A 14803-nucleotide genomic window follows, 5' to 3' on the forward strand; every position below is an offset into this window, starting at 1 on the left:
CGGGTGACGGACGAGGACGATCAGGGCGGAACCGACGCGGCCGAGGCGTTCGAGGCCATGCGTGGCGAGCTGGCGCTGTTGCGCCGCGCCGTGGAGGGTCTGGCGGCCGAGCGCGGCGCGATCGACGTTCCCGACTACACCGAGACGTTAGGGCGGATGCAGCAGGGCGTGGACGCCACGGCCGCCCGCGTCGCGCTCATCAACGACGTGATCGTGCGGAGTCCGGCGCTGGCGATGACGCCGGAGCAGATGGCGCAACGGATCGCCGCGGTGGGCAACGCCGCCCGGCGCGAGGATCAGGCGGCGCTCGCCAAGGCGGGCGAGGACAAGGCCCGCGTCATGGCCGAGCTTCGCGCCATCGCCGGGTCCGCATGGACACGCGCCGACCAGAGAAACCGGCAGCTATGGTTCGCCTTGGGCGGGGTAGCGGCCGGCATCCTCGCATGGGCGATCGTGCCGGGCCTCGTCGCGCGCGAGCTCGCGCCGGCGAGCTGGCGATGGCCCGAGCGCATGGCGGCGCGGACGCTTGACATGCCCCGTTGGGAGGCAGGTCAGCGGATGATGCAGAGCGCCGACGCCGCACAGTTCCGCGCGATCGTCGCGGCCGACAAGATCGTGACGGCCAATCGTGAAACGATCGAGGGTTGCAGCAAAGCGGCGAATCGGGCGCGTGCCACAGTGCGATGCACAATTAAGGTCGCCCCGTAGTGGCCGCGTATCTATTCCGCCAAGCAATTGACAATAGACAATCCGGCCCGGTCCTCACCGTGGCACGCTTGGGCGGGTCCAATTAGAGGTCGGCGCATGGCTTCACGATCAGGCAATCAATACTAAGCGTCGTTAACCATCTTCTAATGCTTACAGTGCGATCATACAGATGCGATAGAAGTCGCACCGGGGTGAATATGAGCAGCATCTCCATCAACGACGTTATGGCCCTGCGGAACGCCGTCCTCGACAAGAACGCGGCGCTTCGGAATATAGCGAGCAACCCGAATTCTGTCGCCGTTTCCGCGGCTGCGAGAGGAGCGGCTTTTGACGCAGCGATGAACACCGCGCTGGGAACGGTGGATAGCCCAAATTCCGTCTCAGGGGTGAGCGGAGCGGCGGGCGTGTCGCAGCCAGGACACGCGGAGCCAGGCGGCTTCGCCTCTACTTTTCAGACGCAGCTTCAAAAAATTAACGCGATCAATGCGCGCGCTGGTGCTTTGACGGTCGCCTACGAACGAGGAGAGGAAACCGACATTGCGAAGGTCATGCTAGCGCGGCAGGAGTCCTCAATCGCCTTCGAGGCGACGTTACAAGTTCGCAATAAAGTGCTTTCGGCCTACAAGGACATCATGAGTATGCCGGTCTAGCGCAATCTGCCGAAAGCACATCCCTGGATCGGTAATCCGGTGCTGCGAATTGCCGGCACGACGCGCGATCGGATCGAGGCGCCGGTCGAGCGGGGCGGGCTGGCATGGGTCTTCACAGACACCGCGGGGCGCACCGACACGAGCGATCCGATTGAAGCCATCGGGGTGGAGCGTGCGCGCGAGAGCATGGCAGCCGCCGACCTGGTGCTATGGCTGGGGGATGATCCGCCCCCAGCTTCCGGCATGATCGCCGTCCATGCACGGGCGGACGACCCGGACCGCACGCACGTGCCAAAAACGTTCACGCGACAGTCTCTGCCGGCAATCCGTTAGGTGCCCTTCAGTTTCCGAGCGCTGTTGTGCATGGACACGATCTTCCATCGTCCGTTCATCTTCTTAAGCACGCTTGTGGCGACGCCGAGTCGTTCGACGGCCTCACCGGTTTTTGGCTCGATCCGGTAACGGTAGGTCTCGGTCGCAAGGGCAACCGACCCTTCGAAGCGGACGTCAACCTTGTAGTCGGAGAAGCGGAACGATTTGAACTGCTTCAGCTCGGGACCGAGATGATGAGCCAGGTAGGTGGCGTAGCTGCCCTCAGATGCTCCTGTCTCGAAAACCCGCGCGTCGGTCGTGAACAGTTGCTCGGTTCCAGCAGCGTCAAGCTTTTCGATCGCGTCCTTATACTGTGACAGCGCCGCCGCCACGGCACGTGTGTCAGTGGTGCGGGCGTCTGACTGCGCCCACGCTGCGGCAGGAAGAGCGATCGACACCGCTATAATCATCTTCACGCAGGTGCTCATTTATCATCTCCCAAAACAAAATTAGCCGACCTTAGGATATCTCCATTTGACGCATCAATATGGAGCAGCGGCTGACGTCAGAACGCGAGATGGTCGAGGCCGCCATGCATGAAAGAACCCCCTAGCCAACCCTGGACGGCGATGGCGATGATCGCGCCTACCGAGCCGACGACCAGCATGACGCGTGCCGTATCTCGGTAAAGGCTTGCGCCGCCAAAGCCCGAGTAGCTCCACTGCGAACGCACCGATGATCAAGGCGATCGGAAAGTGAATCACCACCGTGTGCAGGCAACCGAGCCAGCTTGCTAAGCGCTGTCCGAAGGTCTTGTTTTTGGTTGCGGCCTCATCGTGCCCACGACCCATCGCCATGCCGAGCGCCAGTGCCGCCGCCAGCAAAGTCAGCTTCGAAGTCCGCATGATTCAGCGCTTCCCGCAAATTTGCTTACTTTGGTCAATACGTAGCGGCGGACGTTCCCCTCACGGCTCATCGTGCCACCAAGCGTCTGCACCGTTGCAAAATCGGTACGTTCAGCCCGAGCGAAGTAACGGTCCACTTAACGGAACGGCTCGACGCTGGCCGACCGGCGGCTTAGGTCTCGCTTTAACGAAGGGGGCATCGCAACGACAACATGGCCGCGCAACTTGATCAAATAACTACCAAAGAGGATCACGACGGCCTTGTGCGTCGGCTCATTACCCGTTGGCGTGACGATCCGGGCGCGACCTATCGAAGCTGGTTCCTGTGGGACGAGCGGCTGAAGAATTTTCGTTCGATCCGGCGCGGTATCACCCAGGTCGTCGGCGAGATCGAGCGCGGTTCGTTTGGCGTCGCCTATCGCGGATCGTCGCTCGAAACCGTCGTCCATTCCGTTGCCGAACAGCGCCAAATCTTCAAAGGTGCGGACCATGCGTTCCTCTGGAAACCGAAGCTGCGCATCCCCGACATATACGAGAGCCCCGAGAACCAGCGCGCGTTCGGCCGCCTGCTAGACGCCTGTTCGTGTTGCGACACGGCCGAGGAGATCATCGGCCATATCCACGCGATCGACCGCCTGAAGATCAAGGGGCTTGGGCCTGCTGTCGCCAACCTCCTCTACTTCCTTCACCCGACGCTGGTGCCGCCCTTCAACACCGCGATCGTCAAGGGTTACAACGCGCTGACGGGGGCGAACGTGAAGCTTGGGAGCTGGGAGCATTTCCTAGCGATGCGAACCGGCATCCTCGACCTCAACGACCGCTTCCGCGACCTTTTATCGAACGACTTGGGCGCGATCGGCGGCTTGCTGTTCGACATCGGCTCCGATCGCTACCCGGCCCCGCCGCTCGACGTGAGCGGCGCGGCTCTGGCGAGCTGGGGGCAGCGGCTCGAGGCGGCGCGCGAAGAGGCGCGCACGCTTAGCAAGGCCGCGCAGCGTGAAGGCGAGAACGAGCGCACCCATACCGAAATTCAGGCATGGCTTCGCGATCTAGGCTTGGCACTCGGCTATGACGTATGGATCGCCGCAAACGATCGCAGCCGAGCCTTCAACGGATCGCCCTTGGGCGCAGGGTGCCTTGAGCGCTTGCCCGAGACGATCGCGAGGTCGAAGGGCGCTGATTCCATCCGGCTGATCGACGTGCTGTGGCTTGAAAAGGCCGGCGATCACGTCGCCGCAGCGTTCGAGGTGGAGCATTCGACGTCGATCTATTCGGGCATCGTCAGGATGCTCGACCTGGCCTTGAGCGGTAGCGACCTTCACGCGACCGCGGGACTGTTCCTCGTCGCGCCCGACGCGCGCGAGGCGGACGTTCGTGCGCAATTGCAGCGGCCCGCGTTCAGCCGCGTCGCCGACCTCGACATATCCTACCTCCCTTACGGCGAGCTGGAGAGGAACCGCGAGGCCATCGCGCGGTTCGGATCGGGGCTGAAGGCGATCAAGGCCGTATCCAGCAAGCTCGCCTGACACGCCCCGCGCGAGGGCTGGCGCGGGGAGCCACTTATCCTCTAGCATGTAGAGGAGAGCTGCCATGACGATGCCTTCCCCGGCCCCCTGGCTCGACGCCGTGTTGATCGGATGGTTCGTGCTGACCGCGATATCGGTCGCTTACGTCGCGTGGGATGCCTTCACCCGCAACCCCGAGTTGCGGGTGATGAAATGGGGGTGGCTGCTGGTCACGCTCTACGGCGGCCCGATCATGGCCGCGGCCTATGTCCTGTCCTGCCAGGAACCGGCGAACGAGCGGCACGAGGACTTCGTTCGGCCGCTCTGGAAGCAGGCGTTCGGGTCGGCCATTCATTGCATGGCGGGTGACGCGACCGGCGTCATCGCCGCGGCCGCGATCACCACGGCACTCGGCCTGCCGATGTGGCAGGACGTGATTGCGGAATATGTGTTCGGCTTCGCGTTCGGGCTGCTGATTTTCCAGGCGCTGTTCATGCGCGACATGGCGGGCGGTTCCTATTGGGGGGCGCTTCGCATGTCGTTCATCCCCGAATGGCTTTCGATGAATGCCGTTATGGCCGGCATGATCCCGACGATGGTGGTGTTGATGAGCCGGGACATGGCTGCGATGCACGCCAACTCGCTTCGCTTTTGGGGCGTCATGTCGCTTGCGACGCTTGTCGGCTTCGCCGTTGCCTACCCTATCAACCTTTGGCTTGTCGGCGTCCGGTTGAAGCACGGCATGGGCACGGTGCGCGTACTCGGGCATGGCGGGCACGAGGTCGCCGCGGACCGGCAATCGGCTACGCCGATGCCGGACATGAAGCACGATGCGATGGCAGGGATGAGCGGCATGGGGACGGGCCCGCGCGTGACCGGACCGCAGATCGTCGCGATGACGGCGCTGACGCTCCTAATGCTTGGCGCGGGCATCATAGTTGCAACGCTGTTCGGCCGATGGGCGATGTAGCATCGCCTCGATCGACGGAGATCGCGACAAGGGGTGATTCCGCGGCGCGCGTATCAGGGGCAGGCGGGGACTCACACGGAGGTAGAGAGATGCACCAGATCAACCCCGACATGAAGGCGTGCATGGACGCCCTGCCACGAATGCCATGTGCCCTGCCTTCACATGGCGATGAACCATTGCCTTAAATGGGTGGCCAGCACGCCGTGCGGCAATTTGTCATTGGCGGTGCCAATTGGCAGGGAGGCCGAGGCTGTCCCGGGAGACCGAAACGCGATTGAAGACGCCGTAGCCAATCGACAGGAACTGGACCGGGCGACACGTGCCATCGCCGTGTTGCCAACGACCTTGAAGGAATCGCTGGTCCTCCGGACTATCGAGGGCATCAGCCAAGTCGAAACCGCACTGATACTCGACATAAGCGAGAAGGCGGCCGAAACGCGTCTCTATCGCGCCCGCCAACGGGCAGCATCGCTGTCGTAACAGCTTGGCCCCACCCTGTTCGGCAAAAAAGAAGGCACGAGTTTGAGGGGTAAGCGATCTGCCGTCGTATCGTATGCATGGGGGATACAACGGATGCGCGCCGCGGAGACGGCTTTTCGACCAAATCTGGGCAAGACATGGAGCGCGGCGACCAGAAGTCGGGTCAGGGCGCTTTTGCGGTTATGGATGCCATGCGCTGTGTCCTGGCAGTCGTAGTCGCGTTCGCACATGCTTGGTATCTCCTCATCGAAGATTATTGCGGGCAAGCCTCGGTCGCGGCTTCGGCCGGCTATTTTTTGGCTGGTTATGCGCATGCAAGCGTCATTCTTTTCTTCGTGCTCAGCGGCTTCTGGATCGCGCGCAGTATCGACAGACGGATCGGGGATTGGCATTGGTCAAGCTACCTGATCGACCGCCTTGCGCGATTGCTGGTCGTGCTAGTGCCGGCATTGGTGATCGGTGGAGCGCTCGACGCGGTGGGCCTCTACGCCCTCGAGTCATCGACCCATCTCGGCACGACCGAGACTTACGTGCTGCGCAAGGATGTCGTCGGCGCGCTCGAGTGGCATGTGCTGCTAGGCAACATTCTCTTCTTGCAGGGCATCGTGGTTGCGCCGTTCGGCACTAACGGACCACTTTGGAGCCTCGCTTATGAATTCTGGTTTTACATCTGGTTTCCGGCCATTGTCGTCAGTTGGAGGCAACGTCGCCCGTCAATCTTCTTAATTTTTATCGGTCTGGCCTGGATTACGCCATTCATGCTGATCGGCTTTGCTTGTTGGCTTTGTGGTGCTGCGCTTCATGGTATGACCAAAACGCATCTGACCGATTTTCCCCGATCACCGATTGGCCGCACCTGGCTGATCATTGCGAGCAGCATATTACCGGCAATACTTATCGTTGTGCGGGTTGTCGGACTGGAGGGCCTTGAACTGGCACTGGCGGGCGCATTCGCACTTTTTCTATATATATTGCTACGAGCGAATCCGCCAACGCCGCGCTGGTTGCGACCGTTCGCCGGTTATGGAGCAAAAGCCAGCTTTTCACTCTATGCCATGCACTTTCCAATCATGGCATTCGCCGCAGCGTTGTTAGTGGGCTCTGAGCGCTTACCACCAACGGCGGGCAACATCGCACTTGTTGGCGCTACGCTCGCACTTGCAGTTTTTGCCTGTGGTCTGTTTGCGACTCTCACCGAACGGCACACCGCGCGGGTACGCACCTTCTTCTACGCCAAGCTGTTGACCGTCCAGAAAGCGTGCGCGGGCCGTTTGGTATCCTAGAACTGCAGCAAGGCTTGTCGAATCGGTGAGGGGTGGATGGATTACGCACGTATCATCCACTGACTGTTATGGATGCGCTAGCCTGTCCGGCGACGCGCGACACGGCGCGGCGCACTTATGCGGGCGGGCGGCATCAACACGGGAGAGTAGCGATGATGAAGAACGCATATGTGAGCTTGGCGGTGCAGACCGTCGTCAGCGGCATCATCATGTATTTCGTTATGTTCGTGATGATCGACAGTTTAGGCAGCTTCTACAACAACCTGAATATGTTCTATATGACGCTGATGATGGTCGCGCCGATGGTAGTCGCGATGATCCTCGCCATGCGCCATATGTTTCCTTCCAGGGCGGCGAACAGCGCACTAATTATCGGCTCGATCGCGGTCTTCCTCGGCAGCTACGCGCTGATCCGGACGCAGACGACGATCGGAGACCGGGCGTTCACGCGGTCGATGATTCCGCATCACTCGGGCGCGATCCTGATGTGCCAAGAGGCGTCGCTCCGTGATCCCGAGTTGAAAGCGCTATGCGGCGAAATCATCAAGGGGCAGCGCCGCGAGATCGATCAGATGAAGGCCATTCTTCCCCGGCTTTGAACCGAAGCGCGACTGATAGGACAAGCCACCCAACGATTATCGCTTCGGCGGATGAGGGGGGCGCGCTTCCGGCGCGTAGAAAATTGACACGACCCGAGGAGATCGAGCTGCGTATTGTACCCGTGCTGGCGACCCTTGCCTTGCTCGCTACCCCGGCCCTAGCCCAGCAGGCGGGGCATCAGGGCATGAACCATCAAGGCATGGATCATTCCAAGATGATGCAGCCAACCGCGGCCAACCCCTACGGCCCGGCCGAGATGGACATGCACCAGAAGATGATGGCGGCGAAGGGAGCCGATGCCGGCGAGACGTGGATTCGCAAAATGATCGAGCATCACCGCGGTGCGGTCGCGATGTCGCAGATCGCGCTTCGCAGTTCCCAGAATGCAGAGGTCCGGGGCGAGGCGCAGAAAGCCATCACAAGCCAGAACCGCGAAATCGCGACCCTGAATGCGATGCTCCGCAAAATGGGCAAGCCTGCTCAATAACCGCATGGTCCCGCTCCAATCGGACGGGACCGCCAACGATGCTTCGACCAAGATCTGTATGCGCTACCTGATCGCCGCGCTGGCGCTGGGCGTTCGTCGGACGACCTTGGCGGCGACGTGACGGTGAAGGCCGAGCGGGGGACACGCCAGTTCGCGACCGGCGACCGCATCATGTTCCTTCGCAACGAACGGGGCATGGGGGTCAAGAACGGCACGCTCGCCCGATCGAGCGGGTATCGCCCGAGGGCATGGCGGTGCGCCTCGATGACGGGCGCGGTGTCGCGTTCGACACCAAGGATTATGCCCATGTCGATCATGGCTATGCCGCCACCATCCATAAATCGCAGGGGGTGACGGTCGATCGCGCCCCTGTCCTCGCCACCCCCGGCATGGACCGGCACAGCGCCTATGTCGGCATGTCGCGGCATCGCGACGACGTGCATCTCCATTACGGCCGCGCGACTTCGCCGACCAGCGCCAGCTCGTCCGCGCCCTGTCGCGCGACCGGGGCAAGGGACATGGCGGGCGACCATGCCCGGCCCGAGCAGGACCAGGCCCGCGCGTTCGACCGGTTGCGTGCCGCGATAGAAGGTCAGGACCGTGAGCTGGCATTGCTACGCCGTGCCGTGGAGGGCTTGGCGGCCGAGCGCGCCGCGCGATCAACGTGCCCGACTACAGCAAGGCGCTTGGCGTGCTTCAGCAGGGCGTGGACACGGCGACCGGCCGCATCGACCATGTTGTCCATATTCTTTCCAAAGCCCCGGTCATGGCGATGACGCCCAAGCAGATGGCGCAGCGCATCGCGGCGTGAACGCTCGGCCTACCACGTTGGGAAGCAGGGCAGCGCCTAATGCAGAGCGCCAGCCCGACCGCGTTCCGTGGGATCGTCGCGGCCGACAGAATCGTGACGGTTAATCGCGAAGCGATTGAAAGGTGCGTAGAAGCTGCTGCGAAAGCCCGTGAGACGGTGCGATGCACCGTCAAGGTCGCGCCCGCCCCATAAAGTAACAACGCGGACTTTTGAGGCTTCAGCCGGTGTCATGACCGTTTCAGGCCGGTGCACTTATGATCGCGAGGCGGGCGCGTGCGGATCAACGCACAATCCTTTTACGCGCCCGCCCCGAAAGCCCTCAGGCAAAATAGGGCTCTCTATTGCGTCACCGCGAAGCCGGCCTTCTCTATGGCCCGCTTGAGTTGCTGTACATCGGCCGTCGAGTTTACCGAAACGGTCTTGCTCGCCAAGTCGACGTTGACGACGGCCTTGGCATCGACGCGCTGAAGCGCGCTGGTCACACCGCGCGCACAGCCTCCGCAGGTCATTCCCTGAACTTTGAAATCGATCATCTTCGTTCTTCCATGAGGTGGATGAAGCAGATGTGGGGTTTGACACTGTGTCAGGGTCAAGGGGTGTATTTAGCTGTTGACCTTGACACGATGTGAGGGACGATAAGGCCATCGACTCAGTAGTGGAGACGACCATGAGCGCCCCGGCGCAGCTGCCAATGCAGACACAGGCGAGAAGCGAAGACAGGCTGTCGCTGGCCATCGATGGCATGACCTGCGCGACGTGTGTCGGGCGGGTGGAGCGCGCCATCGCCGGGGTGCCGGGCGTCGCCGGCGTCTCGGTCAATCTCGCGACGGAGCGCGCGAACGTCGAGTTCGTCGATGGACGATCCGATGTCGCTGCCGTAGCCGATGCGGTTCTTGCGGCGGGCTACACCCCGTTGACGCAAACGACCGAGTTGACGATCACGGGCATGACCTGCGCCTCATGTGTCGGCCGGGTCGAGAAGGCGCTGCTGAAAGTGCCCGGCGTCCGCTCCGCGAGTGTCAACCTGGCAGCCGAGACGGCGCGGATCGAAACGGTGGGTGGCGTCCCCACTTATGTCTTGGTCGAGGCCGTCGAAAGCGCTGGTTACACCGCATTCGCGCGCACCGGATCGGCGGAGGCGGAACGAAGCGCCGAGGACGCCCGCCGCGACGCAGCCGCAACAAGAGAGCTCCGGCACGTGCTGATCGCCGCGGCGCTGTCGCTGCCGCTGGTCGTTCCGATGCTGCTGGCCCCGTTCGGTATCGAGGTGGCGGTGCCGGGCTGGATCCAGCTGCTGCTCGCGACGCCCGTGCAGTTCTGGCTGGGCGCGCGCTTCTATCGCGCGGGTTGGAAGGCCGCGCGCGCCCGAACCGGCAACATGGACCTGTTGGTCGCGATCGGCACATCGGCCGCCTACGGGCTCAGCCTCTACCAGCTGCTGTTCGCGCCGATGCACGGCATGGATGCGCATTATTACTTCGAGGCTTCGGCCGTCGTCATCACCCTTATCCTGCTCGGCAAATGGCTCGAAGGCCGCGCCAAGCGTCAGACCGGAGAGGCGATCCGCGCGCTGATGGCGCTGCGGCCCGACCAGGCTCGCGTTGTCGGCACCGACGGCAGCGAACGAGAGATTGCCCTGGCGGAGGTGCGCTCGGGTGACCGCGTCCGCGTCCGGCCCGGGGAGCGCATCCCCGTCGATGGACGACTGATCGAGGGAGCGACCCATGTCGATGAATCCATGCTCACCGGAGAGAGCCTTCCGGTCGCCAAGGCCGCTGGAGACCCAGTGACCGGCGGATCGATCAACGCGGACGGGCTCATCCTGGTCGAGACGACGGCGGTGGGGGCTGAGACCACCCTCGCCCGCATCGTGCGCCTGGTCGAAAGCGCGCAAGGCGCCAAGGCTCCGATCCAGCGGCTCGTCGACAAGGTCAGCGCCGTGTTCGTGCCAATCGTCCTCGTCATAGCCGCGCTTACCCTCGCCGGATGGCTGATCGCCGGCGCCGGAGTGGAAGTCGCGATCCTGAACGCGGTCGCGGTGCTCGTCATCGCCTGTCCGTGCGCGCTCGGCCTGGCCACGCCGACCGCGATCATGGCCGGCACGGGCGTTGCCGCGCGGGCCGGTGTCCTCATCAAGGACGCGGAGGCGCTGGAGACCGCGCACCGCATCAACATCGTCGCGTTCGACAAGACCGGCACGCTGACCGAGGGCAAGCCCTCGCTGCTGGCCGCACTGCCGGCCGAGGGGGCCGAACGCGCCGAGCTGATCGCGCTCGCCGCGGCGCTTCAGGCTGGAAGCGAGCATCCGCTCGCCCGGGCCGTCTTGGCGTGGGCCAGCTCGGAAGGCGTCGAACCCGCCCGCGCCAACGGGATGCGCGGCCTGCCCGGCCGCGGGGTTGCTGCAGACGTCAACGGCCGCAACCTGATCCTCGGCAGCACGCGCTTGATGGACGACGAAGCTATCGTGATGACACCGCTGGCGAGTGAGGCGGCCAGGCTGGAAGCCGAGGGACGGACGGTCTCCTGGGTCGCGGAACGCGCGCCCGAACGCCGCCTTCTCGGCCTTCTGGCGTTCGGCGACGAGGTCAAGGCTTCCGCCGCTGCTGCCGTGGCGGCGCTGCATGGCCGTGGCATACGCAGCGTGATGCTGACCGGAGACAATGCGGGAAGCGCCCGCGCAGCGGCGGCCAAGCTCGGCATCGACGATTTCGTTGCCAATGTCCTGCCGGAAGGAAAGTCGGATGCGGTAGCAGCATTGCGGGGCGGGGACCGCACGGTCGCGATGGTCGGGGACGGCGTCAACGACGCCCCTGCCCTCGCTGCAGCAGATGTCGGCATCGCCATGTCAACCGGAACAGACGTTGCGATGCACGCAGCGGGCATCACGCTGATGCGGGGCGATCCGCGCCTGGTCGCGGACGCGATCGACATCTCCAAACGGACATATTCCAAGATCCGCCAGGGGCTGTTCTGGGCGTTCATCTACAACCTGGTCGGCATCCCGCTGGCAGCGTTCGGGTATCTAAGCCCGGTGATCGCCGGCGCGGCGATGGCGCTGTCGAGTGTCAGCGTCGTCGCCAATGCTCTGACGCTTCGCCGTTGGCGTCCGACAGCGGCTTGAGGAGGCGATACGTGAATATAGGACAGGCGGCCAAAGCTTCGGGCGTCAGCCAGCGGATGATCCGCCATTATGAGGCGATCGGCCTCATTCCGAAGGCCACGCGGCGTGATTCCGGCTACCGCGACTATGACGAACGCGAAGTCCACATGTTGCGCTTCATCGGCCGCGCACGCGATCTGGGCTTTCCAATTTCGGAGATCGGCCAGCTCGTCGCGCTGTGGCAGGACGGCGATCGGGCGAGTGGTGAGGTCAAGGCCCTCGCGCTTGCACGAGCCGCGGAGATGGAGCGCAAGGAGCACGAGCTCCGAGCGATGCGCAAGTCGCTCGAAGATCTGGCGCGTCGCTGCGCGGGCGGAGATCGACCGGATTGCCCGATCTTGCGATCGGAGTGGAACATGTGAGTCTGCGTTGCGCTAAAGAAAAGGGTTGACCTTGGACGATGGTCCGAGCCGTAAGGACGGTGAAGTCCAAACCGCGGCGAGGGATAGCGCCAAGTACCGCGTATATACAAGGGGAGGGGGGCGCATATGGAAGGAAAGACAATGCATCAGATCGATCCCGAGATGAAGGCGTGCATCGACGCCTGCCATGAATGCCACATCACCTGCCTTCACATGGCGATGAATCACTGCCTGGAGGCGGGCGGGCGACACGCCGAGCCTCAGCACATGAAGCTGATGCTGGACTGTGCTCAGATTTGCAGTGTCGCGATCGACTTCATGGCGCGCAAGTCCGAGCACCACCGGCATATCTGCCGCGAGTGCGCCGAGATTTGCCGGGCGTGCGCGTCGAGCTGCGAAGGGCTGGACGGCATGGAGGATTGCGTCGCCGCGTGTCGCAAGTGCGCCGACGCTTGCGACAAGATGGCCGCGTAAATGGCCCGAGGGCGGCGCTTTCCCCGCCGCCCTCCCGTTACATTGCGAGCCAAGGCGCGTGAGACGGTGCTATGCACGGTCAGGGTTGGCAGCAACGCTTTAGAGAGGGGCGTCACCTGCCCTGCCGCTAGGCTAGCGGCCCGCCCGTCCGCGGCTTGGCGCGGCGGTTCCAGGCGAACCCGATCATGATCGCGGCAAGCATCAGGAGTTGTGCCAGCACCGACTGAAATGTCGGGAACAGGCCCAACATCGAGATACGTGGCACGCTGGCGAGCGGCGCTATGTCGATGATCCCCGCCTCTTGGAGAGCAGCGACTCCCTTACCGGCCAGCACGACCGTCAGAGCGGCCATCAGCCATGAGCTGTAGCGGAAGAACTGCGTAATCGGCAGCGTCCGGCTGTAGCGGAGCATTGCCCAGGCGATGACGGCGAGAAGGCTGATCGCTGCGCCGGCCCCGGCCAGCAGCATCGCGGTGTTCCCCTGTGTCGAGAGCGCGGCGTAGAAAAGGATCGTCTCGAATACCTCCCGATAGACAACCAGGAATGCGAGCCCGAACAGGAACCATCCCGACCCGCCCGATAGCGCCCGTGACATTTTCTCGCGGATATAGCGTTGCCATTGATCAGCTTGTGCCTTGCCGTGCATCCAGATTCCGACCGAGAGCAGGACCACGGCCGCGAACAGCGAGCCGAACCCTTCCGTCAGTTCCCGGCTCGCGCCGCTTATACCGATCGCATAGGTGGCAACCGCCCAGGTAATCCCGCCGGCGACGAGCGCGCCGACCCAGCCACCATGCACATAGCGCATGGCTTCCGGCCGCTCCGCTTTGCGGAGGAACGCAATCATGGCCACCACGATCAAGAGAGCTTCCAGCCCTTCGCGCAGCAGGATCGTGAAGGCTCCCAAGAAGGTGGACGCCTGCGTCGCGGCGTCGGGCGCGAGCGCGGCCTCGGCATCATCGAACAGGCCGCCCAGCACTGCCACTCGTTCGGTCACGTCATCGGCTGACGTGCTGCTCTCCACAGCGGCGCGATATTCTCCCATCGCGCCTTCGATCCGGGACATGAGGTTCGGGTCGCGCGCCGAGAGCGTCGGTTCGATCGGCTCGAACCCGTCGAGGTAGGCGGACAGCGCCAGTTCCTTTGCAGCGCGCCGGTCGCCGCGCTGGAACGCGGCGAGGCTTTGCGCAAGCTTGGCGCGCGCCACGGCGAGCGGGCTTGGGGCTTGTTGCATCACCTGATCGGGGTGGCGACGCAGATAGGCGAGCACCGCGTCGGCTTTCACCTGCCCGATGCTGCCCGCAAGCGCGGCGGGGGTGAGCGCGACCAGGGTTTTCAGGTCGGGAATTCGTGCCCGCAAGCTCGCGTCCGACTTCCACAGCCGCTCACCCTCGACCGCTTGTGCGTCGGTGGAGGCGAAGCTGCCGGAGCGGAACGCGAGCGCCCAGCGCTGATCGCTAGACAGATCGACGAAGCTCTGCATCGCGGTTCCGTCGATGCCTTGGCTTATCACCTGATAGAGCGCGAACACGCTGCGCTGGCGCGCTCGCTCGGCATCAGTAAAGGCGATCGGTGGCGGGTCGAGCTTGGCGGCGTCGGGACCGTGCCCGTTGCCTGTCATGCCGTGGCAGGACGCGCAGGATTGTCGAAAAACCGCTCCTGCTGTGGAGATGTCCGGTGTCTTGTCCGGGGCGAGCGGAACCGGATAGGCCTTGAGCAGATCGGCGGCGAGCCCGTAGGCGAGCGCCGCGACCTGTTGGGCCGAGCCCTTGCGGGCAATCACGCCTTGGAGCTGCGAAGCCCGTTGGATCAGGGATTGCCGCTCAGGTGTCGCAGGGAGCGCGCGCAGGCGGGTGGACACGCCTGCGGCGAACTCCGTCATCTCCGCGTATTCGGACGCACTTGTGACCGCGCCGTTGGCGACCGCACCGCCATAATCGACCGCCATATAATCGAGCAGACGCCAAGCGGTTTGCACGTCGCCGGGATCGGCCGTCGCCGCAGCGGGAATCAACAGCAGCATAAGCGACGCGACCAGCGCGAGTGCAGGCTTAATCAGCGCGACCCGAAGTGACGGCATATGGGTGATCGTCTCC

16 protein-coding genes and 1 pseudogene are annotated in these 14803 nt (G+C 63.6%); 14 read left to right on the top strand and 3 right to left on the bottom strand.

Annotated features, from left to right (window positions below):
- Nucleotides 1–3: 3 nt before the first annotated feature.
- The 3 genes from SCLO_RS19070 to SCLO_RS24310 all read left to right on the top strand — a co-directional run bounded on the left by SCLO_RS19070 (nt 4) and on the right by SCLO_RS24310 (nt 1691).
- On the top strand, nt 4–708 hold the full coding sequence (locus SCLO_RS19070) for a DUF6118 family protein (RefSeq protein ID WP_004212966.1): 705 nt from the start codon (nt 4–6) through the stop codon (nt 706–708).
- Between the two features lie 197 nt (nt 709–905).
- The gene (locus SCLO_RS23025; RefSeq protein ID WP_046407113.1) at nt 906–1358 is read left to right on the top strand and encodes a flagellar hook-basal body complex protein FliE; all 453 of its coding nucleotides are present in this window, start codon (nt 906–908) and stop codon (nt 1356–1358) included.
- A 39-nt stretch (nt 1359–1397) separates the two neighbouring features.
- Nucleotides 1398–1691: a GTPase gene (locus SCLO_RS24310; RefSeq protein WP_046195646.1), complete on the top strand. Its 294-nt coding sequence runs from the start codon at nt 1398–1400 to the stop codon at nt 1689–1691.
- On the opposite strand, the gene SCLO_RS19085 is transcribed toward SCLO_RS24310, so the two are convergent.
- Entirely contained in the window at nt 1688–2158 is a 471-nt protein-coding gene (locus SCLO_RS19085; protein WP_046407116.1) for a YybH family protein, read from the bottom strand. The genes SCLO_RS24310 and SCLO_RS19085 overlap by 4 nt on opposite strands.
- 629 nt (nt 2159–2787) lie before the next feature.
- Here SCLO_RS19085 and SCLO_RS19095 point away from each other — a divergent pair.
- From SCLO_RS19095 to SCLO_RS24315, 8 genes and pseudogenes are all read left to right on the top strand, one after another.
- Nucleotides 2788–4101, top strand: coding sequence for a hypothetical protein (locus tag SCLO_RS19095; RefSeq protein ID WP_046407118.1), 1314 nt, complete (start codon nt 2788–2790; stop codon nt 4099–4101).
- Between the two features lie 64 nt (nt 4102–4165).
- Nucleotides 4166–5050, top strand: coding sequence for a DUF4396 domain-containing protein (locus tag SCLO_RS19100; RefSeq protein WP_046407119.1), 885 nt, complete (start codon nt 4166–4168; stop codon nt 5048–5050).
- 162 nt (nt 5051–5212) lie between these two features.
- Nucleotides 5213–5530, top strand: a complete 318-nt coding sequence (locus SCLO_RS19105; protein WP_017183481.1) for an RNA polymerase sigma factor — start codon at nt 5213–5215, stop codon at nt 5528–5530.
- Between the two features lie 137 nt (nt 5531–5667).
- Nucleotides 5668–6813: an acyltransferase family protein gene (locus tag SCLO_RS19110; RefSeq protein ID WP_066487700.1), complete on the top strand. Its 1146-nt coding sequence runs from the start codon at nt 5668–5670 to the stop codon at nt 6811–6813.
- Between the two features lie 152 nt (nt 6814–6965).
- Complete coding sequence (locus tag SCLO_RS19115) at nt 6966–7412, top strand: DUF305 domain-containing protein (RefSeq protein WP_081796470.1); 447 nt, start codon at nt 6966–6968, stop codon at nt 7410–7412.
- Nucleotides 7413–7495: 83 nt separating this feature from the next.
- Entirely contained in the window at nt 7496–7900 is a 405-nt protein-coding gene (locus tag SCLO_RS23030; RefSeq protein ID WP_007406997.1) for a DUF305 domain-containing protein, read from the top strand.
- A 90-nt stretch (nt 7901–7990) separates the two neighbouring features.
- Nucleotides 7991–8434 (top strand): annotated as a pseudogene (locus SCLO_RS23035) (Ti-type conjugative transfer relaxase TraA); the annotation flags it as partial.
- A 316-nt stretch (nt 8435–8750) separates the two neighbouring features.
- Nucleotides 8751–8903, top strand: a complete 153-nt coding sequence (locus SCLO_RS24315) for a DUF6118 family protein (RefSeq protein WP_007407005.1) — start codon at nt 8751–8753, stop codon at nt 8901–8903.
- Between the two features lie 146 nt (nt 8904–9049).
- On the opposite strand, the gene SCLO_RS19130 is transcribed toward SCLO_RS24315, so the two are convergent.
- On the bottom strand, nt 9050–9244 hold the full coding sequence (locus tag SCLO_RS19130) for a heavy-metal-associated domain-containing protein (protein ID WP_007407007.1): 195 nt from the start codon (nt 9242–9244) through the stop codon (nt 9050–9052).
- 134 nt (nt 9245–9378) lie between these two features.
- On the opposite strand from SCLO_RS19130, the gene SCLO_RS19135 reads away from it, so the two are divergent.
- From SCLO_RS19135 to SCLO_RS19145, 3 genes are all read left to right on the top strand, one after another.
- Complete coding sequence (locus tag SCLO_RS19135; RefSeq protein WP_269430554.1) at nt 9379–11832, top strand: heavy metal translocating P-type ATPase; 2454 nt, start codon at nt 9379–9381, stop codon at nt 11830–11832.
- An 11-nt stretch (nt 11833–11843) separates the two neighbouring features.
- Nucleotides 11844–12233, top strand: a complete 390-nt coding sequence (gene cueR / locus SCLO_RS19140) for a Cu(I)-responsive transcriptional regulator (protein WP_066520824.1) — start codon at nt 11844–11846, stop codon at nt 12231–12233.
- Nucleotides 12234–12374: 141 nt separating this feature from the next.
- Nucleotides 12375–12707, top strand: a complete 333-nt coding sequence (locus SCLO_RS19145) for a four-helix bundle copper-binding protein (RefSeq protein WP_066520822.1) — start codon at nt 12375–12377, stop codon at nt 12705–12707.
- Nucleotides 12708–12834: 127 nt separating this feature from the next.
- Here the strand turns inward: SCLO_RS19145 and SCLO_RS19150 are convergent, their stop codons facing one another.
- Complete coding sequence (locus SCLO_RS19150; RefSeq protein ID WP_046407128.1) at nt 12835–14787, bottom strand: cytochrome c/FTR1 family iron permease; 1953 nt, start codon at nt 14785–14787, stop codon at nt 12835–12837.
- Nucleotides 14788–14803 lie beyond the last annotated feature (16 nt).

The sequence above is a fragment of the Sphingobium cloacae genome (assembly GCF_002355855.1).
GTDB classification, from domain to species: domain Bacteria; phylum Pseudomonadota; class Alphaproteobacteria; order Sphingomonadales; family Sphingomonadaceae; genus Sphingobium; species Sphingobium cloacae.